Raw genomic sequence first — 26473 nt, forward strand, 5'->3', positions numbered from 1 at the left:
CCGCCGGTCCCGGACGCCTCCTACAGGGCGGAGCGCGCCCGTATGCCAATCTCGGCTGGATGATCCGCCTGCGCGACCTGCTTCTCGGCCGCCGGCTTGCCAACCGCGAACAGGCCGAACGCAAGATCGGCGCGTGGGAAGGCGTGCCGGCGATGGGCCTCGACGGACTCGGCTCCTCGGCCTACGGACCGGAGGCCGCCCTCGCGGTGCTTGCCGTGCTGGGCGCCGCGGGGCCCAAGCACCTGGGCGCGGTGATGACACCCATCGTGCTGCTGCTTGCGGTGCTGTTCGCCTCCTACTGGCAGACGATCCGCGCCTATCCCAACAACGGCGGCGCCTACATCGTCTCGCGCGAGAACCTGGGCACCAGCGCGGGACTGCTCGCGGCCGCGGCGCTGATGATCGACTACGTGCTGAACGTGGCAGTGGGCATCTCCGCCGGTGTCGGCGCCCTGGTCTCCGCGGTGCCCGCGCTGCATCCCTACATCCTGCCGCTGTGCCTGGCCATCCTCGCGTTCGTCACGGTGATGAACTTGCGCGGCACGCTGGACGCGGGGCGACTCTTTGCGGTGCCGACCTATCTGTTTGTCGCGTCCTTCGGGCTGGTCCTGGTGCTCGGCGTCTGGAAGACCGTGACGGGCGGGGGCCATCCCCACGCGGCGGTCGCCCCGCCAGCGCTGCACGCCACGACGCAGGCGGTCAGCCTCTGGCTGCTGCTGCGGGCGTTCGCTGCCGGCTGCACCGCGATGACCGGCGTCGAGGCGGTCAGCAACGGCATGAGCGCTTTCCGCGACCCGCCGGTGCGCCACGGCCACCGGACGCTGGCGGCCATCGTGATCATCCTGGGCCTGCTGCTCGTGGGCATCTCGCTGCTGGCCCATGCCTATGGCATCGGCGCGATGGACCAGACGAAGGACGGCTACCGCAGCGTCCTCTCGCAACTGGCGGCGGCGGTCGCCGGAGAGGGCGTGCTGTACTACGTGGCGATCGCCTCGCTGCTGGCCGTGCTCTCGCTCTCGGCGAACACCAGCTTCGTGGACTTCCCGCGGCTGTGCCGTCTGGTCGCCAGCGACGGCTTCCTGCCCAAGCCGTTCGCGATCGCCGGCCACCGGCTCGTGTTCTCCATCGGCATTGCTTACCTGGCCGTGACGGCCGGCGTGCTGCTGGTCGCCTTCGGGGGCATCACCGATCACCTGATCCCGCTGTTCGCGATCGGTGCCTTCCTCACCTTCACGATGTCGCAGGCGGGCATGGTGGTGCACTGGAGGCGCAAGAAACGCACGGGAGAGCGCGTATGGCTGCACCTGGCGATCAACGGGGTTGGCGCTGTCACCACCGGAGTCGCACTGCTGGTGATCGTCGTCGCGAAGTTCGCGGAGGGCGCGTGGATCACCATGCTGGTGATCCCGCTGGTGATCGTGCTGCTGAAATCGATCCGCCGTTACTACCTGCGGGTCGAGCAGAAGGTGCACGACCCGACCCCGCTCAGCCTCGACTCGGCCAAGCCCCCGATCGTGCTCGTCGCGATCGAGGATTGGAACCTGCTCGCCGACCACGCCCTCACGCTGGCGCTGACGCTGTCGCCGCAGGTGCTGGGCGTGCACCTGGCGGAGCTGGGCGGCCCCGACGAAGGCTACAACCAGAAGCTGCAGGAACGCTGGGAGCGCAACGTGGCCGTGCCGGCGCGCGCGGCGGGCTTCCCTGCCCCGCGGCTGGTGGTGCTGCAGGCGGAGTACCGCGCGATCCATGCGCCCGTCTTGCAACTGGTGCGGGAGCTCGAATTGCAGCATCCCGACCGCTCCGTCGCCGTGTTGATCCCTGAACTGATGAAGCAGCACTGGTACCAGAAGTTGCTGCACACGCATCGGGCCCGCCGCTTGCGCCGCGGGCTGTTGAAGCATGGCGGCACGCGACTCACCGTGATGAGCGTGCCGTGGTATCTGGAGGCGCGCACGCTGGCGGTGGCGCCGCAGGAGGAGGTGGGGGAGGAAGGCGTGAAGAAGGCGCCGGATTTGCCGGTGGCGGAGGATGAGAGTCGGAGAGAGAAGGATCGGGTGGTGGTCTAGACCCCTGGCACGAAAAAGATGTCATTGCGGGCTTGACATCCATTCCGCCCCACACCGATCTACATCCGCCCCATTTCGTCGAACGAGGGCAACGCCGCGCTCGCGAACCCCGGGCACGCCAGCGAGCCGATCGCAATCTCGCCAGCGCGAATCCGCAGCCTTACCGCCCCATGACTGCGCTCATACAGATCCGGATGCGCCGCGACAAATGCGTCCTGCTCCACCTGCGGCAGCGCCTTCATCCCATCGACATAGTGATGCCCGTTGCGCTCCACGTGCGTGATCCCCAGCAGGTTCACCAGCGCCAGATCCTGCTGCACGGCCAAGCCCGCCTGGGTGGTCAGATCCTCTGCGGACATGAAGTAGCGCGCACTGCCCTCTTGCGCATTCCACGCCGCACAGCGCGCCGCATTCAGCACCGACTTGTAGAAGCCCTTGCAGGTCTTCGAGGAGATGCCCGCATATCCGCGCTCGCGGGCCTGCACGAAGCTCCCCAGTTCGCCATCCGACTCGTCGACGATCACCGGCTTGCCGAGGTCCGCCGCGCGCAGGTCCACCTGCAACGCCAGCTTGCGCGCAATCGGTTGTTCGATGAAGAGGATGCTGTCCCACAGGCGTGAGAGCGGCGCGCAAGCCTGGATCCCGCGCACCAGTTGCTGCACGCCCTGCGCGTCCTCGTACTGTTCGTTGCCGTCCAGCGATGCGTAGTACGGCGCGGGCGAGCGATCGAGCACCGAGGCGATGGCCTGCAAGCGATCGAGGTCAGCCTGCACCTTGCCGCTCACCTTCAGCTTGAAGTAGCGATGGCCATAGACCTGCACCACTTCCTCCAAAGTCTCGGGCAGGCCGTCGCCGACGCGCTCGGTCTGGTCGGCCACCGTGATGGCATCGAGCAGGCCCACGGTGTGGCGCGCATGAATGCGATCGGCAGGCCGGCACGCCGCAAGGTACGCCGCGAAATCGAAGCCGCCGAACTGCGGATGGTCTGCCCCCATCCCGGCAAGGTTCCCGCGCATCGCATCGTAGAACGACACACCCAACGCGCGGCACAGCGCATCGAGCACCGCACGGTCGATCAAGGCCGGCCCATAGCTGGCCAGCAGCGGATTGAATCCCTGGCCGGCCGCCGCCCGCGCGTGCACGTCATGGTGCCGCGCGAAATGGCCGAACGCCGTCCCGGAGCTCGCATCCGAGAGATACGCGCCGCGGGCCAGCCGCAGCACTGCGCGCAGTTGCTCGAAGTTGTCTTCGTTGCTCAGCGCCAGGTCCTTGTCGAACCACTTGGGTGCCATCAGTTCGGCAGCGGCGCCCCAGGCGCTGCGGCCGTCGGCGGCTTCGATGCGCGCGCGCACGAAGGCCTGCGGCGCCTCGGTCAGCGTCACCACGCCGAAGCGAAAGGGCATGCGCAGCTTGACCGGCCGCTCGTACAACTCGATCTCTGCGATCCGCAATCGCGGTGCTTCAGTCATGGTGTTCCAGTCCCTGCAGCACGCCGCGCAGGTAGCCGATCGCGCGGGCGGCGCAGCCCGGGCCATCGGGCACGTAATCGAAGGGTTCGACCGCAACGATGCCGGGGAAGTGGCCGGCGGCTTCCATGCGCTGCAGCACCTGCAGGATGGGGCCGAAGTCCATCGCGCCCTGGCCCGGGCCGCGGCGGTTGGGGTCGTTGACCTGCACGTGGCCGACCATTCCGGTGGGCAGCCAACGCTGCATCAACAGGTGCACCGGCTCGCTCTCGGCCTGGCCCGCGGCGCTGCAGTCGATCATGGTGCGCAGCGATGGCAGGCCGATTTCTTCGACCATGCGCGCGCCCTCTGCCACGGTGTTGACCAGGTCGGTCTCCACCCGCGAGAGTGGCTCCAGGCAATAGGTGACGCGATGGCGCGCGGCCGCTTCGCCGGCGGCGCGCAGGCAGTCGCGCGCGCGGTCCCAGGCCTGCTCGCGCGTGCTGCCTTCCGGCACGCTGCGCTGTTTTGGCGAGCCGTGCACGAGGTAGCTGCCGCCCATCGAGGCGCAGAGTTCGACCAGGCGCGTCATCACGTCCACCGTGCGCTGTCGCACCTGGGCATCCTCGCTGACCAGCGAGAGGCCCTTGGGCGCGACCAGCAACCAGTGCAGGCCGAAGATCGTGAGGCCGTGGTCTTCGGCGATGCGGCGCAGTGCTTGCGCGTCGCCATCGCTCAGGGCCATGGGGTCGGCGGCCAGCGTGAAGGGCGCGACCTCCAGGCCGTCGTAGCCGAGGTCGGCTGCCAGCTGGCATTGCTGCGCGAACGGCAGCGGGTGCAAGACTTCGTTGCAGAGGGCGAATTTCATGGCGGTCTCAGGCGCGGCGCGCGAACACCATGCGCACGCCACTGAACAAGCCGGACTTCACGCGGTTCACGCCCGCCTTGAAGGCCGGCACGTACAGCAGGATGGTGAAGATGGTGACGGCGGCAAAGGCCATCGAGATCGGTCGCGTGAAGAACGGGATCAGGCTGCCATCCGAGAGCACCAGGCCGCGGCGCAGGCTCTTGTCCAACAACGGGCCGAGCACCAGGCCCAGCACCAGCGGCGCCATCTCGTAGCCGCGCCGGCGCAGGAAGAAGGCGCCGATGCCGATGGTCAGCATCGCGTAGATGTCGAACAGGCGCGAGGCCGTGGCGAAGGCGCCGACCGTGCAGAGCAGGAAGATGATCGGCATCAGGATCGTGCGGCGCACGCGCAGGATCTGCAGCAGCGGCTTCACGCCGAACAGGCCGAACAGCAGGATGGCGAAAGAGGCCAGCGTGGTCATCGCCACCACGTGGTAGATGAACTGCGGGTGCTCGATCATCAGCATCGGGCCGGGCTGCACGCCGTGGATCACCATCGCCGCCATCAGCACCGCCGACGGCGCCGAGCCGGGGATGCCCAGCGCCAGCGAGGGGATGATGTGCCCCGGGATCGAGGCCATGTCGCCGGTCTCGGCGGCCATCAGGCCGTCGATCGAGCCTTTGCCAAACTTCTCCTTCTCCTTGCTCACGGCCTTGGCCGCCGCATAGGAGATCCAGGCGCCCGAGTCCTCGCCCACGCCCGGCAGCAGCCCCGTGAGCACGCCGATGACGCCCGAGCGCAGCACGGTCCAACGGTACTGCCACACCTCGCGAAAGCGCGGCAGCACCGAGTCCTTCAGGTCGACCATCCGGCGTTCGACCGGATTCGAGAGCGTGGCAAGCACTTCGGACAGGCCGAAGGCGCCCACCAGCGCCGGGATCAAGGCGAAGCCGCCGGAGAGCTGGTCCCAGCCGAAGGTGAAGCGGTCGTAGGCATACAGGCCCTCCTGCCCCACCTGCGCGATGAACAGCCCCAGCAGGCCCATCAGCCAGCCCTTGAGCGGGTCCTTGCCGACGATGGACCCCGACATCGTGACGCCGAACAGCGCAAGCCAGAAGAACTCGAACGCGCCGAAGGACAGCGCCACTTCGGCCAGCATCGGCGTGAACAGCGCCAGGCACACCACGCCGATCAGCGTGGAGACGAAGGCGCCCGAGGTGGCGATGCCGATCGCGCGACCCGCCTGCCCCTGCTGCGCGAGCGCATAGCCGTCCGCGCAGGACGCCGCGTTGGCAGCGGTGCCGGGGATGTTCAACAGGATCGCCGTGCGCGAGCCGCCGTACAGCGCGCCGACATACGAGCAGATCAACACCAGGATGGCGTCGTTGGTCTGCAGCTTGATGGTCAGCGTGGTGAGCAGCGCGATGGCCAGCGTGGCGGAGAGGCCAGGCAGCAGCCCCATCGAAATGCCGACGAAGGCGCCACCGAGCCCGTAGGCGAGCGTCAGCGGATGGAAGAAGCTCAGATAGGCGTGGCCGAGGTCGGTCAGTCCTTGCAGCATGGCAGGCCTTGGGCAGGAAAGGGAATCAGGGCAGGCGCACCAGGAACAGTTCCTGGAACACGATCTGGACGGCCAGCGAGGCGGCCAGGCCGATGACCAGTGCCTTGAGCACGGCACCGGGCGTGAAGCGGCGGTCCGCGGGATCGGGACTCAGGCGATGCAGCACCAGGATCGAAGTCGTGACGAAGATCGTGGAGGCGAGCCAATACGGCAGGCCAAGGAGTGAACCCGGCGCGAGCAGATGGACCAGCAAGGAGGAATGGCCGACCAGCACCAGGCCATAACCGAGCACCAGCGAGATCACCACGGCGATGCGCTTGTGTTCTTCGCGTTGCTGCGGCCCGGGGGATGCCAGAGCCTCGGTCAAGGCGCCGCGCCGCCAGCTGCGCAAGGCAAGCACGCTACCCAGCACGATCATCGCCAGCCCCAGCAGCCCCGGCAGCAAGCCGGGCACCGTGTAGGGATTGACGCCCTGCGACTCGAGGCGGTCCATGCGCAGCGACGCCACCAGCACGGCGATGCCGAGCGCCATCCAGCCGATCGCGTCCTTCAGGTCGGAGCGCGGCGGCTCGTGGGCGTCGCCGTCGGCGGCATGCGTGCTCATCTCGGAATCAGGGCTTCGGGATGCCGACCGTGTCCGGCGAGACCTTGGTCTTGCCGCTCGCCTGCAGGTTCCAGACATTGGTCTGCACCGCGGGCCAGGCGGCCTTCTGCGCGGCGTCGCCGGAGACCGGAATGAACAGTGCGCCGCGGCTGGTGGCGTACTTCTTCAGGGCATCGCTCCTGGCGATGTTCTCGGCCCAGATGCGCTGCACGGTCTTCACGACGTCGTCGGGCACGCCCTTGGGAATGAAGATGCCGAAGTAGTTGGCCGGCGCGGTGAAGCCGGGCACCGTCGCAGAGAGCGGGGGAATGGTGCCGAAGCCTTCGAGCTCCAGCGGCTTGTCGCTCACTGCTGCCAGGGGGCGCAGGCGCTTGCCGCGGATCATGTCGGCCTGCTCCACGGCCAGTTGCGTGGTGAGGTCGGCTTCACCCGAGACGGTCGCGACGACAGCGGGGTTGCCGCCGTCATACGAGACTTCCTTGTACTTCACGCCGGTCGCCTTGACGATCTGGTCCATCGCATTGTGCGCGGCGGAGGTCACGCCCGCGGTGGCGACGCTGATCTGGCCGGGACGCTTCTTCATGTCGTCCAGCAGTTCCTTCGCGTTCTTCCAGGGGCGCTGCGGATTGACGCCGATCACCTGGATGTTGGCCACGGTCAGGAACAGGTGCCAGTCCTTGATGCTGGTGTTGACGGAGCCCAGGGCCTGGTAGGCGCCGAGGTCCTGAGCCGCGCCGGCCGTCCAGGTGTAGCCATCCTTGGCCGCGTCGAGCGCGCTCCTGGTGCCGATGGCCCCGGAGGCGCCCGGCTGGTTGACGATCACGATGGTCTGGCCCAGGGCCTTTTCCAGTTCCGCCGCGGTCACGCGCGTGACCTGGTCGGTCGAGCCGCCCGCTGCCCACGGCACGATCAGGTTGATCGGGTGGGTCGGCTTCCAGTTCTGCGCGGCGGCCGGCACGGTGGCACCGAGCGCCACGACGGCAGCGATGGCATGGAGGAAAAGGCGCTTGTGCATGACGTCCACGGATTAATTCCCTAAACAGTTAATTAGAGGACTCTATGCAGGGAGAGGCGTCGCTGTCAACGGGGTTCGCCCGGGGGCGGGATGTGGCGAGGTGGTGCGGGCCCCCGCGTGGGGTTGGCGCGCAGCGCAGTCCATCGTGGAAGGACGCCATTGGAAGATGCCATCGGAGGATGTCATTGGAGGATGTCATTGCGGGCTCGACCCGCAATCCACGACGGCGCTTGAAAGAGCGCAGCGTGGATCCCGGGTCGAGCCCGGGATGACATCCAGAGATCCGTCCCGGGTCGAGCCCGGGATGACATCCAGAGATCCATGCGAGACGCCACCGTTCACCAGTTAGTGAATTACCTCAGTCGAGAGCGAAACGCATGGGATGAAGGATGACGCAGGCCCGCCGAGGCGGCCCCTGCAGGATCAGATCTTCACCGTGTTCATGTAGCTGTCGTAGCGCTGCTCCGAGAAGCGGCCCCACAGGATCTGGTCGCGCTGGAAGGCGCGCATGTCCTGGTGGATCTTCTTGAATTCGGGCGACTTGGCTTCGTGCTCGGCGAACACTTCCATCGAGGCCTTGAAGCCGGCGTCCAGCACGTCCTTCGGGAACGGCATCAGCCTGGTCTTGGCGGCCACCAGGCGCTTGAGCGCCCCGGGGTTCACGGCGTCGTACTTGGCGGTCATGTCGCGGGCGGCGACATTGCAGGCCGCTTCCAGGATCGCCTTGTTCTCGACCGACAGCGCGTCATAGGCCTTCGTGTTGACGAAGAACTCCAGCTCGGCGCCGCCTTCCCACCAGCCCGGGAAGTAGTAGTAGGGCGCAACCTTGTTGAAGCCCAGCTTCTCGTCGTCGTACGGGCCAACGAATTCGGTGGCGTCCAGCGTGCCCTTCTCCAGCGCGGAGTACACGTCGCCCGCCGGCATGTTCTGCGACACGACGCCCAGCTTGTTCATGGCCTCGCCCAGCAGGCCGCCGCCCATGCGCATCTTCAGGCCCTTGAGGTCGGCCACCGACTTGATCTCCTTGCGGTACCAGCCACCCATCTGGGTGCCCGTGTTGCCGGAGCTGAAGCTGCGCATCTTGTAGTTGCCGTAGAACGCGTCCATCAGCTTGCGGCCGTTGCCGTGCTCCATCCACGAGTCCATCTGGCGCGCGGTCAGGCCGAAGGGCACGGCGCAGCCGAAGGCGAAGATGGAATCCTTGCCGGTGAAGTAATAGGGCGCCGTCTGCGCCATCTCCAGGGAGTCGTTCTGCAGGGAGTCGACCACCGCGAAGGGGGGCATCAGTTCGCCGCCAGCGTGCGTGGAGATTTCGAACTTGCCACCGGACAGGGCCTTCACCGTGGCGGCCATCACCTGGGCGCTGCCGAAGATGGTGTCCAGCGACTTGGGGAAGCTGGAGGCCAGGCGCCAGCGCACGGCGGACTGCGCGTGCACGGCGGGGGCGATGCCCGTGGCCAGGACACCGGCGATGCCGGCGTGCCTCAGGGCGGAACGACGATCCATGAGAGAGTCTCCTCAGTTGTAATGGCGACGATTGCGCGGACGATGATGGTCCAGCAGGTGCCCCCAAGCTGTCAGAAGGCTTGCATCGTCAGAGCTTCTGCGCCTGCATGAAACGGTCGAAGCTGGCTTCGGTGAAGCGGAACCAGAGGTTCTGGTCGGAGCGAAAGCGCGCGTAGTCGGTGTAGACCTTCTTCCAGTTCGCATTGCTCGCGGAGAGCTCGGAGTACAGCGCCATCGATTGCTTGAACGACTCGGTCATCACGTCCGCCGTGAACGGGCGCAGCTTGGCCCCGCCGGCCACCAGTTGCTTGAGCGCCGTGGGATTGCGGGCGTCGTACTTGGCCTGCAGGTCGACGTGCGCATAGGCGGTGGCGACCTCCACGATCGCCTTGTTCTCGGCGGACAGCGCGGAGTAAGCCCGGTGATGGACGTACAGATCCAGCTGCAGGCCGCCCTCCCACCACCCGGGGTAGTAGTAGTAGGGCGCGACCTTGTGCAGCCCGAGCTTCTGGTCGTCATAGGGGCCGATCCACTCGGCCGCGTCTATGGTGCCCTTGGCGAGGGCCGGATAGATGTCGCCACCGGGGATGTTCTGCGGCATCCCGCCCATGCGTTCCAGCACCTTGCCGGCGAAGCCGCCGATGCGGAACTTCAGGCCCTTGAGGTCCGCCACGCTCCTGATCTCGTCGCGCATCCAGCCGCCCATCTGCGCTCCGGTGTTGCCGCAGGGGAAGCTGATGATGTCGTAGCGGGCGTAGAACTCCCGCATCAGCTTCAGGCCATTGCCCTGGAAAGTCCATGCGCTCATCTGCCGGCTGTTCAGGCCGAAGGGGATGGCGCCGCCGATCGCGAAGGTCTCGTCCTTGTCGGAGAAGTAGTAGGGCGCGGTGTGCGCGCATTCGATGGTCCCACGCTGCACGCTGTCGACGACGCCGAAGGCGGGCATCAGTTCGCCGGCCGCATGCACGGAAATCTCGAAGCGGCCGCTGGAGAGCTGGCGCACCTTCTGCGCGAACACTTCGGCGCCCCCGTAGATGGTGTCCAGGCTTTTCGGAAAGCTCGATGCCAGGCGCCAGCGCACCGTTGGCTGCGCGTGCACGGCGGGAGCGATGCCCGCGGCCAGCACGCCGGCGAGGCCGGCATTCTTCAGGGCGGAACGGCGTTGCATGGGCTCGGGACTCCAGGGGTGGCAGGCTCCGTTTTTACCAGCCCGCGGCTCCCTACCCTCGCCCAACCGGGTCGGGCGGCAGAATTCGCGCCAGCCGGCGCACGCGTTGCCAGACCACGGCGGGCGGGTCGGTCATGGCCATGGCGTGGATGCAGCGCTCCAGCCAGCCGCGCCGCTGTTCCATGCGCCCGATGGCGCGCGCGAGGTCGCGCAGGATCGCGCTTCCGTACGCGCCCTCCGCCTTGGCCACCGCTTTGCGCAGGAGCGCCAGCGCGGGCTGCATCATGGCGAGGTCGATCAAGTCGCGACTGAAGACCCCGTCGTCCGGCCATCGGTCCGAGTTCGCCAGCAGCTTGCTCGTGGCCATGTCCAGCGGCGTCAGCGAGGGAACGCCGCAAACCGCGTCGCCGGCGCCAGGCTCCTCCAGGGCAATGCGTCCCTCGTGCACGATCTCCAGTTTGATCGGCTGGCCGTCCACGGCCACGCGCGTGCGCACACCGTACTGATCCGCCCTGATCTCCGCAGCCTGCACGAGTTGGTGCTTGCCCGCCTTGGCGATCGCGGCCAGGCCTGCCGCCCCGGTGAGCGCCGTTCGCAATTCGCGGTAATGCGCGATCTCCGAAACCAGGAAATCGACGTCCACCGATTCGCGGTATTCGCCGTACCGCAGCGCAATCACCGTGCCTCCGGCGAACAGGCAGCGGTGCGCCAGGAGCAACGAGCCGTCGAGAGACTCCAGCACGCGCGCGATCCGCTGGTGATGCGGACGCTCAAACGGCATTCGCGCCTCCGAAGGCTGCACGCAGGGCCTGCACGAGGTCCTGCTCGCCGGGGGACATCGTTGCGCGATCGACGTGCCGCCAGTTGCGCTCGTAGATGTCCAGGGCTTCACGGGGCGAGAGTTCGTCCGTGCCGTGGATCTGCCAGGCCAGCTCTTTCAGCTTCGGATAGTCGCTCAAGCGCACGCGCACCGGAAGCCACCGCTTGGGATCAGGCGGCGTCGATGGCGCCGCGGGCGGCGCTGCCTGCAGGCGCAGGCCGAGCGTCAGGGCCGCGGCGGCATAGGCGCCGGCCGTGACGGATGGCTCGCCTTTTTCGATCCGGTGGAGCGTGACACGAGACACGCCGGCCGCCTGCGCTGCCGCGGTCGCGTTCACTTTCAGGCTGCGTCGGCGCGCCCGCAAGGTCGAGCCAAGCTCCTGGAGCGACTCTGTCGCGTGCGAACCGAGAGGGGGGCTGGCGGCTGGCATATGTTTCTCATTCTGGCCATTTCCAAGATATTGTCAAGAATGAGAAACAGACAAGCGCGACACGTGGCAGCCCCTCCGCTGCCACAGGCTGCCTTCACCCCAGCTTCTGCGTCTGCATGAAGTGGTCGAAGCTGGCCTCGGTGAAGCGGAACCAGAGGTTCTGGTCGGCGCGGAACCTGGAGTAATCCGCGTAGATCTTGCGCCAGTCCTCGTTCTTGGCACTGATTTCCGAATACAGCGCCATCGATTCCTTGAAGGCGAGATTCATCAGGTCGGTCGAGAACACCCGCAGCTTCGCACCGCCCGCCACCAGCGTCTTGAGCGCGGCCGGATTGCGCGCGTCGTAGCGCGCCTGCACCGCGACGTGCGCTTCGGCCGAGGCCGACCGGACGATCTCCCGGTATTCGCTCGAGAGCCCGTCATAGGCCTTCTGGTTGACGAACAGGTCCAGCTGGGGCCCGCCTTCCCACCAGCCGGGGTAGTAGTAGAAGGGCGCGATCTTGTTCAGGCCCAGCTTCAGGTCGTCGTAGGGACCGACCCACTCGGCCGCATCGATCGTGCCCTTCTCCAGCGCGGGATAGATGTCGCCGCCCGGGATGTTCTGGGGCACGCCACCCATGCGCTCGATCACGCGCCCGGCAAAGCCGCCGATGCGGAACTTCAGGCCCTTCATGTCGGCAGCGGTCTTGACCTCCTTGCGGTACCAGCCGCCCATCTGCGCCCCGGTGTTGCCGCAGGGGAAGTTGATGATGTTGTACTTGGCGTAGAACTCGCGCATCAGCGTCAGGCCGTTGGCCTCCACCATCCAGGCCGTCATCTGCCGGCTGTTCAGCCCGAAGGGAATCGCGCACCCGAGAGCGAACACCTCGTTCTTGCCGAAGAAGTAGTAGGGCGCGGTGTGCGCGCATTCGATGGACCCCTGCTGCACCCCATCGACCACGCCGAAGGCCGGCATCAATTCGCCCGCAGCGTGGGTGGAGATCTCGAACTTGCCGCCGCTCATGGCCTTGACCCGGGCGGCGAACACCTCGGCCCCGCCATAGAGGGTGTCGAGCGACTTCGGGAAACTGGAAGCCAGGCGCCAGCGGACGGCGGCCTGCGCGTGCACGGCCGGCGCGATGCCGGTCGCGAGCACCCCGGCAAGCCCCGCGTTCTTCATGAGCGATCGACGATCCATGTCTTCTCCTGGAATGAGTGAACAGGCTGGATATCCCGCCCGGCGTGACGCTGGTCAGCGGCTCACAGGGTGGCTCATTCTCGGAAATGACAGCTTTCCGTCAGGCGGGGTTTTCCCTCGCGGACAGATTGGAACAGGCGACGGTGGGATGCCCTGCAGGGTGGGTCTCGCGCAGCGAGCCCCACCATGCAGCCTGCAAGACCTAACCGACGATCTTCAGGCTCGGCGCCGGCCGCTCGATCATTTCGCCAAAGCGCCCCTGGATAGCCGCCTCGATGCCGACCGCATCGAGCCCCTGCAGGGCGAGGAGCCGTGCCGGATCCCCGTGCGGTGCGTAGTCGTCGCGCAAGCCGAGCTGCAGCACCGGCTTCGCCACCCCGGCGGCCGCCAGCGCCTCGAGCACCGCACTGCCGGCGCCGCCCATGATGGCGCCCTCTTCCAGCGTCACCAGCGCGTCGTGCGTGGAGGCGATCTGCAGCAGCAGCTCGGTGTCCAGCGGCTTGGCCCAGCGCATGTTGGCCACCGTGAGGTCCAGCCGCTCGGCCGCCTGCAACGCGGGATAGAGCAAGGTGCCGAAAGCCAGCACTGCCACGCGCTTGCCGGTGCGGCGCAACTCGCCCTTGCCGAAGGGCAGCGGCTGCAGGCCGGGCTCCACGACCGCACCGATGCCCGCGCCGCGCGGATAGCGCACCGCCACCGGACGATCCTGTTGCCAGGCCGTGGTCAGCAGCTTGCGGCACTCGTTCTCGTCGGCCGGACAGGCGATGGCCATGTTCGGGATGCAGCGCAGGAAGGCGATGTCGTAGGCGCCCGCATGCGTGGGACCGTCGGCGCCCACGAGGCCGGCGCGGTCGAGCGCGAACACCATCGGCAGGTTCTGCAGCGCTACGTCGTGGATCAACTGGTCGTAGCCGCGCTGCAGGAAGGTCGAATAGATCGCCACCACCGGCTTGAGCCCCTCGCATGCCAGGCCGGCAGCGAAGGTCACCGCGTGCTGTTCGGCAATGCCCACGTCGTAGTAGCGATCGGGAAAGCGCTGGTGGAATTCCAGCATGCCCGAGCCCTCGCGCATCGCGGGCGTGATGCCGACCAGGCGCTGGTCCTGCTCCGCCATGTCGCACAGCCAGTGGCCGAACACCTGCGTGAACGTGGGCTTGGCCGGCGTGGCGGGCTTGACGAGGCCCACCGCGGGATCGAACTTGCCCGGGCCGTGATAGGCCACGGGGTCCGCCTCGGCGAGCTTGTAGCCCTGGCCCTTCTTCGTCACCACGTGCAGGAACTGCGGCCCCTTGAGTTGCCGGATGTTCTGCAGCGTGGGGATCAGCGATTCGAGGTCGTGGCCGTCGATGGGCCCCACGTAGTTGAAGCCGAATTTCTCGAACAGCGTGGCCGGCACCACCATGCCCTTGGCATGTTCCTCGAAGCGCTTGGCCAGCTCGAACAGGGGCGGCGCCACCTTGAGCACGTTCTTGCCGATGTCCTTGGCCGCGGAATAGAAGCGGCCGGACATCAGTTGCGCCAGGTAGCGATTGAGCGCACCCACCGGCGGGCTGATCGACATGTCGTTGTCGTTCAGGATCACCAGCAGGTCGGCCTCGGCGACGCCGGCGTTGTTCAGGGCCTCAAAGGCCATGCCGGCGGTCATCGCGCCGTCGCCGATCACCGCCACGCAATGGCGCTGTTCGCCCTTCTGCCGCGCCGCCACCGCCATGCCCAGCGCCGCGGAGATGCTGGTGGACGAATGCGCCGTGCCGAAGGTGTCGTACTCGCTCTCGGCGCGCTGCGGAAAACCCGCCAGGCCGTGGAGCTGGCGCAGCGAAGCCATGCGGTCGCGCCGGCCCGTGAGGATCTTGTGCGGATAGGTCTGGTGGCCCACGTCCCAGACGATGCGGTCCCAGGGCGTGTTGAAGACGTAGTGCAGCGCGATGGTCAGTTCCACCGTGCCCAGGTTGGAGCTCAGGTGGCCGCCGGTGCGCGCGACCGAGTCCAGCACGTAGGCGCGCAGTTCATCGGCCAGCGCCGGCAGCTGCGCGCGGGGCAGCCGGCGCAGGTCGGCGGGATCGTTGATGGCTTCGAGCAGCGTGGACATGGGTGGTGGATCTCAGTTGTCGCGGTGCACGACCATCTCGGCCAATGCCAGCAGCGCGCGCGTATCGGGCAGGCCGGTGGTAGCCAGGGCGTCGAGGGCCTGCTCCAGCAGTTCGACGGCATAGGCACGGGCACGCGGCAGGCCCAGCAGCGAAACGTAGGTGGGCTTCTCCTGGGCGGCGTCCTTGCCGGCGGTCTTGCCCAGCGTGGCGGAGTCGGCCGTGACGTCGAGGATGTCGTCGACGACCTGGAAGGCCAGGCCCATGGCGCGGCCGTAGTTGGCGAGGCCGGCCGAAGCCTGCGCGCCGGCTTCGCCACACGCCACCCCCATCATCACGCTGGCCTGCAGCAGCGCACCGGTCTTCAGGCGATGCATCTGGCGCAGCTCGGATTCGGTGAGCGACTTGCCCACGGCCGCCAGATCGATGGCCTGGCCACCGGCCATGCCGGCATGGCCCGCGGCCATGGCCAGCAGGCGGCACAGCGTGGCCTGGGTGCGATCGGGAATGCCGACGCCCTCGGGCGCGAGCAGCTCGAAGGCCAGTGCCTGCAAGGCGTCGCCGGCGAGCAGCGCGGTGGCCTCGCCATATGCCACGTGCACCGTGGGCTTGCCCCGGCGCAGCACGTCGTTGTCCATGCACGGCATGTCGTCGTGCACCAGCGAGTAGGCGTGGATCAATTCGACCGCGCAGGCGGCGCGCAGGGCCGCATCGGCATTGCCGCCGACCGCCTCGCTCGCACCCAGCACCAGCAGCGGGCGCAAGCGCTTGCCGCCATCGAGCACCGCATAGCGCATCGCCAGGCCAAGGCTGGCGGGCGTGTCCGCGGGGATCCAGCTGGAGAGCGCCTCCTCGACGCGCTCGAGTCGTTCGGTCGACCAGCCCTTCAGATCGAACGTCACAGCAAGCATCTCCGAACTGCGCTGCGCGCGGCGAGCGCCTTGGGGCGGCGGGCGGCGCTCACTCGCTGGCCCACGGCTTCAGCACACCGGCATCGAGCACCTTGATCTGCTCCTCGACGGCCTGCAACTTGTCGCGACAGAACTTCAGCAGCTCGGCGCCGCGCTCGTAGCCCGCGAGCAGTTGCTCCAGGGGGAGCTGGCCCGACTCGATCAGGCTGGTGAGCTGCTCAAGCTCTTCCATCGCGGCTTCGTAGCTGGCAGGGGGTGGGAGTGGCTTCGACATTGAAATACTTTGGGACAGCGGTGGATTTTAGGCCCCGCGCCCCATCGGGGCCGCGGGCGTAATTCCATCCCAGGCGCCCCGGCGTGACTGCGAAGGGTAGAATCGCCCTCCCCCTCCTGTCGCGCTCCCAAGCGTGGCCCTGCCCCTTCATAGGGGGAGTCTCTAGGTCAGAGGAAATGTCTGATTTAAGTCTTCAGCTCCAGCAGGCCGCAAGCCAACTTCCCGTTTCCAGCTACTTCGACCCGGCGCTCTTTTCGCGCGAGATGGAGTTGATCTTCCAGCGCGGGCCCCGGTATCTGGGGCACGAACTGGCGGTCCCCGAGCTGGGCGACTATCACACGCTCTCGCACGAAGGCGAGGGGCGCGCGCTCGTTCGCACGCCCCAGGGCATCGAGCTGATCTCCAACGTCTGCCGCCATCGGCAGGCGGTGATGCTGCGCGGCCGCGGCTCGCTCGCGGCGAGCCCCTCCTCGGGAGGGAACATCGTGTGCCCTCTACATCGCTGGACCTACAGCGCCGGCCAGCCCGCGCCGGCGGGCACGCTGCTGGGCGCGCCGCACTTCGCGACGGACCCCTGCCTGAACCTGAAGAACTACCCCGTCCAGAACTGGAACGGCCTGGTGTTCGAGGCCAACGGCTTTGACGTGAACCGCGTGCTGGGCAAGCTCGGTCCGAAGGCGGACCTGGACTTCTCCGGGTACGTGTACGACCGCACGCTGGTGCACGAGGTCGACTACAACTGGAAGACCTTCATCGAGGTCTACCTCGAGGATTACCACGTCGGCCCCTTTCACCCGGGGCTGGGCAACTTCGTCACTTGCGAAGACCTGCGCTGGGAATTCGGCAACGAGTACTCGGTGCAGACGGTGGGCGTGGCGGGCAAGCTGGGCAAGGCCGGCTCGGACGTGTACCGCAAGTGGCACGACGAGGTCTTGCGCTACCAGGAAGGCCGCGCGCCCAAGCAGGGCGCCGTGTGGCTCACGCTCTATCCGAACGTGATGGTGGAGTGGTATCCCAACGTGCTGGTGGTTTCCACGCTCTACCCCAGGGGACCGCGCAAGACGATGAACGTGGTGGAGTTCTTCTATCCCGAGGAGATCGCCGCCTTCGAGCGCGAATTCGTCGAAGCCCAGCAGGCCGCCTACCTGGAGACCTGCGAGGAGGACGACGAGATCGCCCTGCGCATGGACGCCGGCCGCAAGGCGCTGATGGACCGCGGCGACAACGAGGTCGGCCCCTACCAGAGCCCGATGGAAGACGGCATGCAGCACTTCCACGAGTGGTACCGCGGAGTGATTCGCTGACGCCTGCCCGCCTTTCCTCGCGACGCTAGCGATGCAGGCGCTGTGGATGGTGGCCGCGTCGCTGTTCTTCGCGACGATGGCGGTGTGCATCAAGATCTCGTCGGCCTGGTTCAACGCCGCGGAGCTGGTGTTCTGGCGCGGGCTGATCGGCATGGCCGTGATGGCGCTGTGGGCCCGCTCGCAGCGAACCCCGCTGCGGACAGCGTATCCGGGCATGCACGCCTGGCGCAGCCTGGTGGGCGTGCTGTCGCTCGGCGCCTGGTTCTATGCGATCGCCGGCCTGCCGCTGGCCACCGCGATGACGCTCAACTACATGAGCAGCGTGTGGATCGCCGCCTTCCTGGTCGGCGGCGCGCTGATCGCCTGGAGCCCGCGCGCGGGCGCGCCGCTGCCGGCCCGCCACGGCGCGCTGGCGGCCACGGTGCTGGCGGGCTTCGCCGGCGTGCTCCTCATGTTGCACCCGACGATCGCGCAGCACGAGGTGTTCGCGGGTTTGGTCGGCCTGCTCTCGGGGATGCTCTCGGCCTTCGCGTACTTGCAGGTCATGGCCCTGGCCAAACTGGGCGAACCGGAGGTGCGCACGGTCTTCTATTTCGCCGCGGGATCCGCATTGGCCGGCGGTTTGGGCATGGCGGCGACCGGCGTCTCCGCCTGGGACTGGCAGCACGCGCTCTGGCTGCTGCCGATGGCGCTGCTGGCATCGCTGGGCCAGTGGTGCATGACCCGCGCCTACAGCCATGGCGCCACGCTGGTCGTGGCCAACCTGCAGTACTCGGGCATCGTCTTCGGCGCGCTGTACAGCCTGCTGCTGTTCGGCGACCGCGTTGCGCCGGCCGGCTGGTTGGGCATGGCGCTGATCTGCGCGAGCGGCATTGTGGCGACGGTGCTGCGCGCGCGTGCTGCTCCGGATGCGCCGGGCGAGGAGCACTGAGTGGCGCTGCTGCGGTTGAAGGCATTTCTGAACGCAGAAGACGCCGAAGAGCAAACCAAAAACGCAGAAGAATCCCAACATTGCTTCTGCGTTTTTTGCATCACTTCTGCGGCTTCTGCGTTCAAATTTCTTCGTCCGAGCACTGCTTCGCACCGAACGCGCCATTGGCGAGACAATCCGGCCATGTACACCACGCTCATCTCCGCCGAGCAGTTGCAAGGGCTGCTGGCCGCCAAGGCGCGGCTGATGGTCTTCGACTGCACCTTCGACCTGATGGACCCCGCCAGCGGCGAGAAGCAATACCTGCAGTCGCACCTCGCGGGCGCGGTGTATGCCGACCTCGATCACGCGCTCAGCGACAAGGGCACGCCCGACCTGCAAGGGCAACCGCAGCCGAATCCCGGTGCCGCCTCGGGCGGGCGCCACCCGCTGCCCAGCCGCGAGAAGTTCGCGATCTGGTTGTCGAGCGTCGGCTTTGCCAACGACATGCAGGCGGTCGTCTATGACCGCAACGGCGCCAACTACTGCGGCCGCCTCTGGTGGATGTTGAAGTGGGCCGGCCATGAGGCGGTGGCCGTGCTCGATGGCGGCCTGCAGGCCTGGCAGGCCGCGGGCGGCGCGGTGCGTGCGGGCAGCGAGCCTTCGCACTTCCAGTCCAATTTCGAACTCGGCGAGCCGCTGCGGCGGCTGGTCGGCATCGACGAGGTGGAGCACGGGCTCGGCGGATCGCAAACGCTGGTGGATGCGCGGGCCCCCCAGCGCTTTCGCGGCGAGGTGGAGCCGCTCGATCCGGTGGCGGGCCACATCCCCGGCGCGCTCAATCGGCCGTTCGCGCAGAACCTGGGGCCCGACGGCCGCTTCAAGCCGGCGCAGCAACTGCGCGCGGAGTTCGAGCAGTTGCTGGGCGGCCGCGATCCGGCCACGGTGATCCACCAGTGCGGCAGCGGCGTGAGCGCCTTGCCCAATGCGATCGCGATGGAGATCGCGGGCTTCGCACCGACCGCGCTGTTCGCGGGCAGCTGGAGCGAGTGGAGCCGCAATCCGCGGCTGCCGGTGGCCAAGGGCTGATCGCGCGGCCCCAGAACAGGAATGCCGGGACAAGCCCGGCACTTTGCAACACGCTGCGCGTGCCTCGTCTCAGTGGCGCCTGCCCACGGCGCTGCCAGGCGTCATGTTGGTGCTGCCGTCACCGGCGGGCGACGCTGTCGACGCCGTCGCGCCCTGGCCCGACGGAGCTGCGCCCATGACGTTGCCGTTGCTCAGGCCGCCATTGAGGCCCACGCCCGGCTGCAGCGTGCCCGCACCGGTGCTGGCGCTGGCGTCGCCGGTCGTTCCGGGCACGGCATTGGCGCCGGACGAGCCGCTAGCGGCAGTCGAGCCCTTGTCGCCCGAGGAGCCGCCGGCCGGTCCGTCCGGTGCCGCGGGCCGCGCCACCGCGACGCCATTGCCCGTGCCCGGGCTGCCCTGCGCATTCGGGTTGCTGTCAGCCTGCTTGCTGCACGCGCCGAGCGTGAGCGTGCAGGCCACCGCCAGCGTCACGATGGTCCAGGGCTGCCGTCCCATGTCAGCGCGTCGTCGAGGAGGTGCTGGGGGTGCTGGAGGTGGAGGAACCGGAGCTCATGCCGCCGGCACCGGTCGTGCCGCCCATGCCCGAGCCGGTGGTACCGGCCGCGCCCGACGAGCCAGCGGTGCCGCCCGCGCCCGCGGTGGTGTCGGTGGAGGAGCCGCCAGCGCCCATCGAGGTGCCGCCGCCCGTGGAGCCCGTGGTGGAGCCGGCGCCGGCCGTGGTGTCGGTGCTGCCCGTGCCGCCGGTGCTGGGGGTCGTGCTGGCGGTGCCGCTGCCAGTGTCGCTCGGCGAGCTGGTCGTCGAGGAAGTGCTGGAGGAGCCGGAGCCGGCGCCCGCATCGTTCTTCTTGCCGCAGGCGGTCAGGGACAGGGCGGCCATGAGGGCCAGGGCAGCGCATTGCGCGATCGGGGACTTGATCATCAGGAACTCCTAGTCGGTTTCGTTTCGTGGATCGAGAGATCTGACAGCGTGATCGCTGCCTGCCACCCACTTTAGGTCGGGGGCTGAGCCGCCATGTCGTCTGCCACTGTCGAAGGCTGTAGGACAACAGTCGGCGCAGCCCGACTGAATGAGTAAGCGTCCGCTTCAGGCGAACGCGGGGGCCAGCGCATCCTCGCGCAACGCCTCGGACACCGCGCGCAGTTCATCCTTGCGCACGGCGATCATGCGGCCGAGCGACTGCAGGTCGAGCTTGGCCGCGAGGGCGCGATTGAACACCTGCTCGCGCTCGGTTCGTACGTGCTGCTCGACATAGTGCTCCAGCGCCGCGACCTTGCCGTCGTAGCTCTGGTCGTCGGGTGAAGACGCCAGGATCTGCGCGACCAGCTCGCGTTGCGTGCCGTGCTGGTCTCCGGTGTCGTCGACCAGATCCTCGTCGTCGAGCGCCTCGCGCACGGCGGGGTAGAACAGCTCTTCTTCAAGCCGCGCGTGAATCGTCAGCTCCATGCAGATCTCTTCGGCCAGCGCGCGCCGCTGCAGCGCCGGCGCCGCCGTGCGCACGAGCTCGCGCCAGGACTGGAAGAGTCCGTGCACGGCCAGGTGGTCGGCGTCGAGCAGGTCGATGGCGTCGGGCGCTTGCTTCTTCATGGGGTGCGTCTCTCTTTCGCTGCGGATCCGTCCGCTCACGAGCGGCCGGAGCTTTCGGCCTTGGTCTTGGCGAATTGCTTCATCACCGGGGCGGCGGGCGAGCCGCCGTTCGCGCCGGTGGCCGGCGGCTGCAGATCCTCGCCCTGCTGGCGGGCGCCGGCACGCCCGGGCGCGGGCTGCTGATGCTTGGGAGTCGATGCTTTTCGGGGCGTCGTCATGCGTTCCTCCTGTGCGTTTTCCACTCTAGAGAAGCAGCGATCCGGCGCTGTCAGTGCGCAGACGGCACCCGTGTAGGAGAGCGGGCTCTCAAGCTCGGCGCAAGGAAAATGCCCGCTTGCGCGGGCATTCCGATGGCGATCGAGCGCTGCGTTACAAGCGGCCGAGCGCGGACAACAGCGCCTTGCGCACGGAGGGGAAACGATGCACGTCGCTGTGCCCCGCTCCATCCACCCGCAGCAGCTGCGCCGAGCGCATCGACCTGGCGAGCGTCTCGCTGTGATGGATCGGAATCAGTTCGTCCTTCTCGCCGTGGATCAGCATCACCGGGCCGAGCAGCTTGGCGGCGTGCTCCAGCGTGTGCAGCGGATAGCGCAGCACCTGCATCGGCACCCAGGGATACAGCTCCGCGGCCAGGGCCTGCATGCTGCTGTACGGCGACACGAGCAGGGTGAGGTCGGGCGCATGGCCGGCCGAGCACAGTTGCGCCGCGAGACCCGCGGCCAGCGCGGTGCCCAGCGACTGGCCGGAGATCACCACGCGCTTGCCTTCGTACATCGGGGCGAAGTGCTGCCACACGGCGCTGACGTCGGCCCGCAGTTGCTCCTCGCTCTCGATCTGGCCGCCGCTCTTGCCGAAGCCGCGGTAATCGAACATCACCACATCGAAGTTGGCCTGCCGGAACGCATCGAGGTCCACGAACCATTTCTTCAGGTTGCCCGAGTTGCCGTGCAGGAAGAAGAACACGCCGCGCGGAGCCGGCCGCGTCAGGTGCGCGACCGAGAGCCGCGCGCCGGGCACGTCGACGAAGAACTCGCGGGTGTCCGGGTCCTTGCAGATCGGGTCGTCCGGGAGCAGCGGATCCGGTTCGAACAGCAGGCGCTCCTGGCGGAAGTACAGCCAGCCGATGGCGCCCACGTAGATGAGGCCGATGGCCAGCAGGACCGAGGCGGAGAAGATCGCGTAGACCATGTTGCCTCCTCCGCGCAGCGCCTTAGCGACTGCGATTGGTGTCCGGGTCACTGGGGCCGTTCCGGTCGGACAGGCCGGCTCCGGGAGCGCCCAGTTCGCCGGCGTCGCTGGGGTTCTTCTCGTTCCAGGTGCGGCCGGCGCCGGTCACCTTGCCGCGCGGGTGGATCTCGTCGGTGCCGTCATCGAAGTCGAGGGTGCCACCGGCGCTGGGTGCATCCTCGGCGGAACCGTGGTCGCGCTCGTTGACTCCGGAGGGCGCCACCAGGTCGGGTTGCGCATCGCTGGTCAGGCCGACCTTGCCCGGGCCTTCGCCGCGGTAGTCCTGCCCCGAGGGCGACTCGGACGTCATCGGCATGCCCTTCTCGTCGCCGGCCCGCGGCCGGTCCATGCTGCGGTCTCCGGAGTCGAGGTTGTCGCCGGTGCCACGCGCCGAGGCCTGGCCATCGGTGGCGCGCTGGTTCACATCGGGAGAAGGTCGGGTCGGGTCCTTTTGCGGGATCCCGTCGCGGGACTGTTCCTGATTGGCCATCTCGGACTCCTTTGCTGCTGCTGTTGTTTGATTCGCCGACCTTGCGGCCCGCTATGCATGCCAGTGTTCGCGCGCCCCAACTGCAGACCTGTAGTCGCGGTCTGGGGAGTTGCGTAGGAGGCTGGCCCGGCGGCCGGCAGGAAAGCCGTGCCGCCGGGCGGCAAGTTCACGGCGCGCGATACAGCGCGACCAGGCGTGCGCGCTCGGCGTCGCCCAGGCCCAGGCCCTCGCGCAAGTACGCGTCGAGCGACCCGTGGCGCGCCTGCGCTTCGGCAAAGGCGGCCTGCAGGAAGTCCGGCTGCACCCGCCAGAGCACGGCCATCGCTTCGCGCGGCAGGCCCATGCGCGAGACGGCGGGCAGTTCGACGCGCTCGTTGGTGAGCAGGTAATCGCGCATCACGGCATCGTCGTCCACACCCACCGCCTTGAGCAGCAGGGCGGCCGCGAAACCGGTGCGGTCCTTGCCCGCCGTGCAGTGGAAGACGGTGGGCTCGTCGGAGGCGAGCAGGTGCGCGAAGAACTCGGCGAAGCGCGGCGTGCTGTGGCGCACGAACCCGCGGTAGGTGTCCTGCATGTGCGCCGAAACGTCGGCGGCGGAGAGTGGCTCGCCTGCCGCCAGCAGCTGCTGCAGCTTCTGCACGATGGTGGGCTCGATCGGCAGCGAATGCACGGTGACGCCTGGCAGCCGGCACGCGGCCGCCGTGCGCTCTTCGACGCCGCGAAAGTCGAGCACGCGGCTGATGCCGAGGGCGACGATCTGGCTCGCGTCCTGGGCGTCGAGGGCGCCGAGGTGGTCGGAGCGATAGAGATTTTTCAGGGGCGTGCCGCGGCCCTGCGGGACACCGACACGGCGGAAATTGGCGGAACTGGCAAAGCGCATTCCGCCATTGTGGGCGACGCGCTAGCTCGAGCGGCTGCTCTCGCTGGCCACCCCGCCGCCGCCCTGCGCGTCGGCATCGCGGGTATCGGGTTCCTGCGCGACCGGCATGCGCTCGCCATCGGCGTTGGTGCTGTTGGCCGGCTGGGCGCCGATGTTGGCCGCGCCGCGGCTGCCGCGCGAGCCCTCGTTGCCGGGGCTGGTGGCGTTGGGAGGCTGCTGGTCGGATTCGTTCGGCATGGGGTTCCCTGGACGCAGGTGGAAAGAGATGCTTGGCAGGTCAATCTAGGCAGGCCCGACACCGCCCCTGTCGGCGTCGCGCCCTGCCTTCGCGTAGGAATTGCCCTCCGCCGGCCGCTGGGCCCCTTTCGAAGGATGGGCTGCGCTGCAGCGCAGCCTACTTCCAGAGCGACCGTGCCCGCGCCCGCACCTGCATCACCGGAGCCTGCGGCAGCCGCTCGGACGCGTGCACCGCCATTGCCGCCGGCCAGGTCACCTGCTCGAACTGCGCCGTCATGGCTTCGGTGATGAAGCGCGTGCGGCCGGCATACACGTGGCGGTCGCCGCCGCCCGATTGCTGCGAGACGTAGAAGCGCTGCGGCACGATCAGGTGCAACTGCTCCTTTGCGCGCGTCATCGCGACGTAGAGCAGGCGCCGCTCCTCCTCGATCTCCTCGCTGGTGCCGGTGGCCATGTCGCTCGGGATGCAGCCATCGACGCAATTGAGCACGTGGACCGCCTTCCACTCCTGGCCCTTGGCGCTGTGGATGGTCGAGAGGATCAGGTAATCCTCGTCGCGCAGCGGCGGGCCGCTCTGGTCGCTGGTGACCTCGGGCGGATCGAGCGTCAGTTCGGTGAGAAAGCGCTCGCGGCTGCCGTAGCCCGCGGCCAGTCGGGCGAGCTGTTCGACATCGAGCTTGCGCACCTGCGCGTCGTCGTGCAGCCGCTCGAGTTGCGGCAGGTACCAGGACCTGGCCAGCTCCATGTCGGCCGGCCAGGCGAGCCCGGCGTCGTTCAGCCTGGCATAGAGCGCGGCCAGCTGCGACCATTCTTCGCTGGCCTGCGCCGGCGGCTCGAACGACTGCAGCGCCGCATGCGGGTCGCTCGCCTCGGACATCGCGTCCAGCAGGCGCGTGGCGGTGGCAGCGCCGACGCCGGGCACCAGTTGCACGGCACGGAAGCCCGCCATGCGGCTGCGCGGGTTCTGCGCGAAGCGCAGCAGCGCCATCACGTCCTTGATGTGCGAGGCCTCCAGGAACTTGAGGCCGCCGAACTTCACGAAGGGGATGTTGCGCCGTGCCAGTTCGAGTTCGAGCGGGGCGCTGTGATGGCTGGCGCGAAACAGCACCGCCTGCGACTTGAGCGTCGCGCCCGCCTCGCGCTGGCGCAGCACCTGGTCGGCCACCCAGCGCGCCTGCTGCGCCTCGTCGGGCACCAGCACCAGTTGGGCGCGCTGGCTGGCGGCCTTGTCGGTGAACAGGTTCTTGGCGTGGCGCTCGCGCGCCGCGGCGATCACCGCGTTGCTCGCTTCGAGAATGGGTTGCGTGCTGCGGTAATTGCGCTCCAGCGTGACGACGCGCGCCGGCTGCGCGAAGCGCTGGGGGAAGTCGAGGATGTTGCGCACCGTGGCGCCGCGAAAGGAGTAGATGCTCTGCGCGTCGTCGCCGACCACGGTTACGCCCAGCCCCGTCGGCTTCATCGCGAGCAGGATCTGAGCCTGCAGCGAGTTCGTGTCCTGGTACTCGTCGACCAGCAGGTAGTCGAAGCGCGCGCCGATCTCCTCGGCGAGCGTCGGCTCCGCCATCAGGTCGGCCCAGAAGGCCAGCAGGTCGTCGTAATCGAGCACGTTCTGCTGCTGCTTGGCCTCGACATAGTGTTCGAACAGGTGTCGCAGCTCCGACGCCCAGCCGGCGCACCATGGAAAGTTGGCGCCGAGCACCTGGTCGATATCGGTCTCGGCGTTGACGCAGCGTGAGTAGATCGTGAGACACGTGCCCTTGGTGGGAAACCTGTTTTCGGTTTTCGACAGGCCGAGCTCGTGCCGCACCAGGTTCATCAGGTCGGCGGAGTCCTCACGGTCGTGAATCGTGAAAGCGGGATCGAGCCCGATCTGTTCGGCGTAATCGCGCAGCAGCCGCGCGCCGATGCCGTGAAAGGTGCCGGCCCAGGCCAGCGCGTCGGTCATGATGCCGGCTTTGTCGCCCATCACCTGTCGCGAGATGCGCTCGACGCGGCGGCTCATCTCGGCGGCGGCGCGGCGGGAAAAGGTCATCAGCAGAATGCGGCGCGGATCGGCGCCGTTGACGATCAGATGCGCCACGCGATGCGCCAGCGTGTTGGTCTTGCCGGACCCGGCGCCGGCGATGACGAGCAGCGGGCCCGCAGGTGCCGGCTGGGGTGCGCTCTCGCGCGAAAACACGCCGTGCTCGACGGCGCGGCGCTGTTCCGGATTGAGGGCATCGAGATAGGAAGGCTGCGCGAGCACGGGATTTTCCTGAGGTGACGAATCACGCTCGCTGATTCCCGGTTTGTTCGCAATGGCGGGAGGGGGCGAGGGAGGCATGCCGACGCGGCGCCCCCCCAGCTGTCATCACCCGCGCATGCGGGTGATCCAGTATACGCCGGCACCAGAGATTCGATCGCGGGCGCAGTGTCTACTGGGTCGCCCGGTCAAGCCGGGCGATGACAGCTGCGTTTATGCGGGCTTTGCCCTACGCCGCCCGCACTTCGCGCAGGAATGCGTCGACCTGGGTCTTCAGATCCTCGCCGTTGCGCGACAGATCCGCCGCCGACTCCACCACCCGCGTCGCGGCCATCCCGGTTTCGCGGGCCGCTTCGTTGACGCCGGCGATGTTGTCCGAAACCTCGCCGGTGCCGCGCGCGGCTTCGGCGACGTTGCGGGCGATTTCCAGCGTCGCGGCACCCTGTTCCTCGACCGCGGCGGCGATCGCGCTGGCGATCTCGCTGACGCGGCCGATGGTGCTGGTAATGCCCTGGATCGAATCCACCGACAGTCTTGTGGCGTTCTGGATGGCGCCGACCTGCGCCGAGATCTCGTCGGTGGCCTTCGAGGTCTG

27 protein-coding genes are annotated in these 26473 nt (G+C 68.0%); 4 read left to right on the forward strand and 23 right to left on the reverse strand.

Features of this window, described 5'->3' with window-relative positions:
- Positions 1–59 precede the first annotated feature (59 nt).
- A complete protein-coding gene (locus tag JWP60_RS22200) occupies positions 60–2066 on the forward strand; it encodes an APC family permease (RefSeq protein WP_299796223.1) in 2007 nt (668 codons plus the stop codon).
- A 59-nt stretch (positions 2067–2125) separates the two neighbouring features.
- On the opposite strand, the gene JWP60_RS22205 is transcribed toward JWP60_RS22200, so the two are convergent.
- From JWP60_RS22205 to JWP60_RS22265, 13 genes are all read right to left on the reverse strand, one after another.
- Positions 2126–3535, reverse strand: a complete 1410-nt coding sequence (locus tag JWP60_RS22205; RefSeq protein WP_299796226.1) for a mandelate racemase — start codon at positions 3533–3535, stop codon at positions 2126–2128.
- Positions 3528–4379 (reverse strand): sugar phosphate isomerase/epimerase family protein, encoded by an 852-nt coding sequence (locus JWP60_RS22210; RefSeq protein ID WP_299796230.1) that lies wholly within the window; start codon positions 4377–4379, stop codon positions 3528–3530. Before JWP60_RS22210 ends, JWP60_RS22205 begins: the two co-directional genes overlap by 8 nt.
- 7 nt (positions 4380–4386) lie before the next feature.
- The gene (locus JWP60_RS22215) at positions 4387–5922 is read right to left on the reverse strand and encodes a tripartite tricarboxylate transporter permease (protein ID WP_299796233.1); all 1536 of its coding nucleotides are present in this window, start codon (positions 5920–5922) and stop codon (positions 4387–4389) included.
- Between the two features lie 25 nt (positions 5923–5947).
- A complete protein-coding gene (locus JWP60_RS22220) occupies positions 5948–6526 on the reverse strand; it encodes a tripartite tricarboxylate transporter TctB family protein (protein ID WP_299796236.1) in 579 nt (192 codons plus the stop codon).
- Positions 6527–6533: 7 nt separating this feature from the next.
- Complete coding sequence (locus tag JWP60_RS22225; RefSeq protein ID WP_299796239.1) at positions 6534–7541, reverse strand: tripartite tricarboxylate transporter substrate binding protein; 1008 nt, start codon at positions 7539–7541, stop codon at positions 6534–6536.
- Between the two features lie 423 nt (positions 7542–7964).
- Positions 7965–9047 carry an ABC transporter substrate-binding protein gene (locus JWP60_RS22230; protein WP_299796242.1) on the reverse strand — a complete coding sequence of 361 codons (1083 nt, stop codon included), beginning with the start codon at positions 9045–9047 and terminating at the stop codon, positions 7965–7967.
- An 88-nt stretch (positions 9048–9135) separates the two neighbouring features.
- Positions 9136–10215, reverse strand: coding sequence for a TRAP transporter substrate-binding protein DctP (gene dctP / locus JWP60_RS22235; RefSeq protein ID WP_299796245.1), 1080 nt, complete (start codon positions 10213–10215; stop codon positions 9136–9138).
- Positions 10216–10267: 52 nt separating this feature from the next.
- Positions 10268–11017: a nucleotidyl transferase AbiEii/AbiGii toxin family protein gene (locus JWP60_RS22240; RefSeq protein WP_299796248.1), complete on the reverse strand. Its 750-nt coding sequence runs from the start codon at positions 11015–11017 to the stop codon at positions 10268–10270.
- Entirely contained in the window at positions 10986–11465 is a 480-nt protein-coding gene (locus JWP60_RS22245; RefSeq protein ID WP_299796250.1) for a helix-turn-helix domain-containing protein, read from the reverse strand. Before JWP60_RS22245 ends, JWP60_RS22240 begins: the two co-directional genes overlap by 32 nt.
- Before the next feature lie 94 nt (positions 11466–11559).
- Positions 11560–12642 (reverse strand): TRAP transporter substrate-binding protein, encoded by a 1083-nt coding sequence (locus tag JWP60_RS22250; protein ID WP_299796252.1) that lies wholly within the window; start codon positions 12640–12642, stop codon positions 11560–11562.
- Positions 12643–12844: 202 nt separating this feature from the next.
- Positions 12845–14731 carry a 1-deoxy-D-xylulose-5-phosphate synthase gene (gene dxs / locus JWP60_RS22255; RefSeq protein ID WP_299796255.1) on the reverse strand — a complete coding sequence of 629 codons (1887 nt, stop codon included), beginning with the start codon at positions 14729–14731 and terminating at the stop codon, positions 12845–12847.
- Positions 14732–14743: 12 nt separating this feature from the next.
- Complete coding sequence (locus JWP60_RS22260) at positions 14744–15631, reverse strand: polyprenyl synthetase family protein (protein ID WP_299796258.1); 888 nt, start codon at positions 15629–15631, stop codon at positions 14744–14746.
- A gap of 58 nt (positions 15632–15689) precedes the next feature.
- Complete coding sequence (locus tag JWP60_RS22265; RefSeq protein WP_299796261.1) at positions 15690–15914, reverse strand: exodeoxyribonuclease VII small subunit; 225 nt, start codon at positions 15912–15914, stop codon at positions 15690–15692.
- A 176-nt stretch (positions 15915–16090) separates the two neighbouring features.
- On the opposite strand from JWP60_RS22265, the gene JWP60_RS22270 reads away from it, so the two are divergent.
- From JWP60_RS22270 to JWP60_RS22280, 3 genes are all read left to right on the forward strand, one after another.
- The gene (locus tag JWP60_RS22270; protein WP_299796264.1) at positions 16091–17218 is read left to right on the forward strand and encodes an aromatic ring-hydroxylating dioxygenase subunit alpha; all 1128 of its coding nucleotides are present in this window, start codon (positions 16091–16093) and stop codon (positions 17216–17218) included.
- Positions 17219–17249: 31 nt separating this feature from the next.
- Positions 17250–18149 carry a DMT family transporter gene (locus JWP60_RS22275; RefSeq protein WP_299796267.1) on the forward strand — a complete coding sequence of 300 codons (900 nt, stop codon included), beginning with the start codon at positions 17250–17252 and terminating at the stop codon, positions 18147–18149.
- 183 nt (positions 18150–18332) lie between these two features.
- Complete coding sequence (locus tag JWP60_RS22280; protein ID WP_299796270.1) at positions 18333–19217, forward strand: sulfurtransferase; 885 nt, start codon at positions 18333–18335, stop codon at positions 19215–19217.
- Positions 19218–19286: 69 nt separating this feature from the next.
- On the opposite strand, the gene JWP60_RS22285 is transcribed toward JWP60_RS22280, so the two are convergent.
- From JWP60_RS22285 to JWP60_RS22330, 10 genes are all read right to left on the reverse strand, one after another.
- Positions 19287–19712 carry a hypothetical protein gene (locus JWP60_RS22285; RefSeq protein WP_299796273.1) on the reverse strand — a complete coding sequence of 142 codons (426 nt, stop codon included), beginning with the start codon at positions 19710–19712 and terminating at the stop codon, positions 19287–19289.
- Position 19713: 1 nt separating this feature from the next.
- Complete coding sequence (locus JWP60_RS22290; RefSeq protein ID WP_299796276.1) at positions 19714–20136, reverse strand: hypothetical protein; 423 nt, start codon at positions 20134–20136, stop codon at positions 19714–19716.
- Positions 20137–20301: 165 nt separating this feature from the next.
- Positions 20302–20802: a hemerythrin domain-containing protein gene (locus JWP60_RS22295; protein ID WP_299796279.1), complete on the reverse strand. Its 501-nt coding sequence runs from the start codon at positions 20800–20802 to the stop codon at positions 20302–20304.
- Between the two features lie 35 nt (positions 20803–20837).
- Positions 20838–21020 (reverse strand): hypothetical protein, encoded by a 183-nt coding sequence (locus JWP60_RS22300; protein ID WP_299796282.1) that lies wholly within the window; start codon positions 21018–21020, stop codon positions 20838–20840.
- Between the two features lie 151 nt (positions 21021–21171).
- Positions 21172–21990: an alpha/beta fold hydrolase gene (locus JWP60_RS22305; protein ID WP_299796285.1), complete on the reverse strand. Its 819-nt coding sequence runs from the start codon at positions 21988–21990 to the stop codon at positions 21172–21174.
- Between the two features lie 22 nt (positions 21991–22012).
- A complete protein-coding gene (locus JWP60_RS22310; protein WP_299796288.1) occupies positions 22013–22519 on the reverse strand; it encodes a hypothetical protein in 507 nt (168 codons plus the stop codon).
- Between the two features lie 166 nt (positions 22520–22685).
- Positions 22686–23399 (reverse strand): tyrosine-protein phosphatase, encoded by a 714-nt coding sequence (locus JWP60_RS22315; RefSeq protein WP_299796291.1) that lies wholly within the window; start codon positions 23397–23399, stop codon positions 22686–22688.
- Between the two features lie 21 nt (positions 23400–23420).
- Positions 23421–23636 (reverse strand): hypothetical protein, encoded by a 216-nt coding sequence (locus JWP60_RS22320; protein WP_299796294.1) that lies wholly within the window; start codon positions 23634–23636, stop codon positions 23421–23423.
- Between the two features lie 157 nt (positions 23637–23793).
- Complete coding sequence (locus tag JWP60_RS22325; RefSeq protein ID WP_299796297.1) at positions 23794–25881, reverse strand: ATP-dependent helicase; 2088 nt, start codon at positions 25879–25881, stop codon at positions 23794–23796.
- 226 nt (positions 25882–26107) lie between these two features.
- The coding region (locus JWP60_RS22330; RefSeq protein WP_299796300.1) for a hypothetical protein at positions 26108–26473 on the reverse strand (366 nt) is incomplete at its 5' end.

It is taken from the genome of Ramlibacter sp., assembly GCF_028291745.1.
In the GTDB taxonomy this organism is placed as follows: domain Bacteria; phylum Pseudomonadota; class Gammaproteobacteria; order Burkholderiales; family Burkholderiaceae_C; genus Ramlibacter.

What these genes read in the sequence shown, in the direction of transcription:
- JWP60_RS22265 (WP_299796261.1), bottom strand. Translation starts at nt 15,914, where the DNA reads ATGTCGAAGCCACTCCCACCCCCTGCCAGCTACGAAGCCGCGATGGAA.
- JWP60_RS22210 (WP_299796230.1), bottom strand. Translation starts at nt 4,379, where the DNA reads ATGAAATTCGCCCTCTGCAACGAAGTCTTGCACCCGCTGCCGTTCGCG.
- JWP60_RS22245 (WP_299796250.1), bottom strand. Translation starts at nt 11,465, where the DNA reads ATGCCAGCCGCCAGCCCCCCTCTCGGTTCGCACGCGACAGAGTCGCTC.
- dctP (WP_299796245.1), bottom strand. Translation starts at nt 10,215, where the DNA reads ATGCAACGCCGTTCCGCCCTGAAGAATGCCGGCCTCGCCGGCGTGCTG.
- JWP60_RS22305 (WP_299796285.1), bottom strand. Translation starts at nt 21,990, where the DNA reads ATGGTCTACGCGATCTTCTCCGCCTCGGTCCTGCTGGCCATCGGCCTC.
- JWP60_RS22280 (WP_299796270.1), top strand. Translation starts at nt 18,333, where the DNA reads ATGTACACCACGCTCATCTCCGCCGAGCAGTTGCAAGGGCTGCTGGCC.
- JWP60_RS22200 (WP_299796223.1), top strand. Translation starts at nt 60, where the DNA reads ATGATCCGCCTGCGCGACCTGCTTCTCGGCCGCCGGCTTGCCAACCGC.
- JWP60_RS22225 (WP_299796239.1), bottom strand. Translation starts at nt 7,541, where the DNA reads ATGCACAAGCGCCTTTTCCTCCATGCCATCGCTGCCGTCGTGGCGCTC.
- JWP60_RS22205 (WP_299796226.1), bottom strand. Translation starts at nt 3,535, where the DNA reads ATGACTGAAGCACCGCGATTGCGGATCGCAGAGATCGAGTTGTACGAG.
- JWP60_RS22310 (WP_299796288.1), bottom strand. Translation starts at nt 22,519, where the DNA reads ATGGCCAATCAGGAACAGTCCCGCGACGGGATCCCGCAAAAGGACCCG.
- JWP60_RS22215 (WP_299796233.1), bottom strand. Translation starts at nt 5,922, where the DNA reads ATGCTGCAAGGACTGACCGACCTCGGCCACGCCTATCTGAGCTTCTTC.
- JWP60_RS22285 (WP_299796273.1), bottom strand. Translation starts at nt 19,712, where the DNA reads ATGGGACGGCAGCCCTGGACCATCGTGACGCTGGCGGTGGCCTGCACG.
- JWP60_RS22315 (WP_299796291.1), bottom strand. Translation starts at nt 23,399, where the DNA reads ATGCGCTTTGCCAGTTCCGCCAATTTCCGCCGTGTCGGTGTCCCGCAG.
- JWP60_RS22300 (WP_299796282.1), bottom strand. Translation starts at nt 21,020, where the DNA reads ATGACGACGCCCCGAAAAGCATCGACTCCCAAGCATCAGCAGCCCGCG.
- JWP60_RS22220 (WP_299796236.1), bottom strand. Translation starts at nt 6,526, where the DNA reads ATGAGCACGCATGCCGCCGACGGCGACGCCCACGAGCCGCCGCGCTCC.
- JWP60_RS22230 (WP_299796242.1), bottom strand. Translation starts at nt 9,047, where the DNA reads ATGGATCGTCGTTCCGCCCTGAGGCACGCCGGCATCGCCGGTGTCCTG.
- dxs (WP_299796255.1), bottom strand. Translation starts at nt 14,731, where the DNA reads ATGTCCACGCTGCTCGAAGCCATCAACGATCCCGCCGACCTGCGCCGG.
- JWP60_RS22295 (WP_299796279.1), bottom strand. Translation starts at nt 20,802, where the DNA reads ATGAAGAAGCAAGCGCCCGACGCCATCGACCTGCTCGACGCCGACCAC.
- JWP60_RS22290 (WP_299796276.1), bottom strand. Translation starts at nt 20,136, where the DNA reads ATGATCAAGTCCCCGATCGCGCAATGCGCTGCCCTGGCCCTCATGGCC.
- JWP60_RS22320 (WP_299796294.1), bottom strand. Translation starts at nt 23,636, where the DNA reads ATGCCGAACGAATCCGACCAGCAGCCTCCCAACGCCACCAGCCCCGGC.
- JWP60_RS22275 (WP_299796267.1), top strand. Translation starts at nt 17,250, where the DNA reads ATGCAGGCGCTGTGGATGGTGGCCGCGTCGCTGTTCTTCGCGACGATG.
- JWP60_RS22270 (WP_299796264.1), top strand. Translation starts at nt 16,091, where the DNA reads ATGTCTGATTTAAGTCTTCAGCTCCAGCAGGCCGCAAGCCAACTTCCC.
- JWP60_RS22250 (WP_299796252.1), bottom strand. Translation starts at nt 12,642, where the DNA reads ATGGATCGTCGATCGCTCATGAAGAACGCGGGGCTTGCCGGGGTGCTC.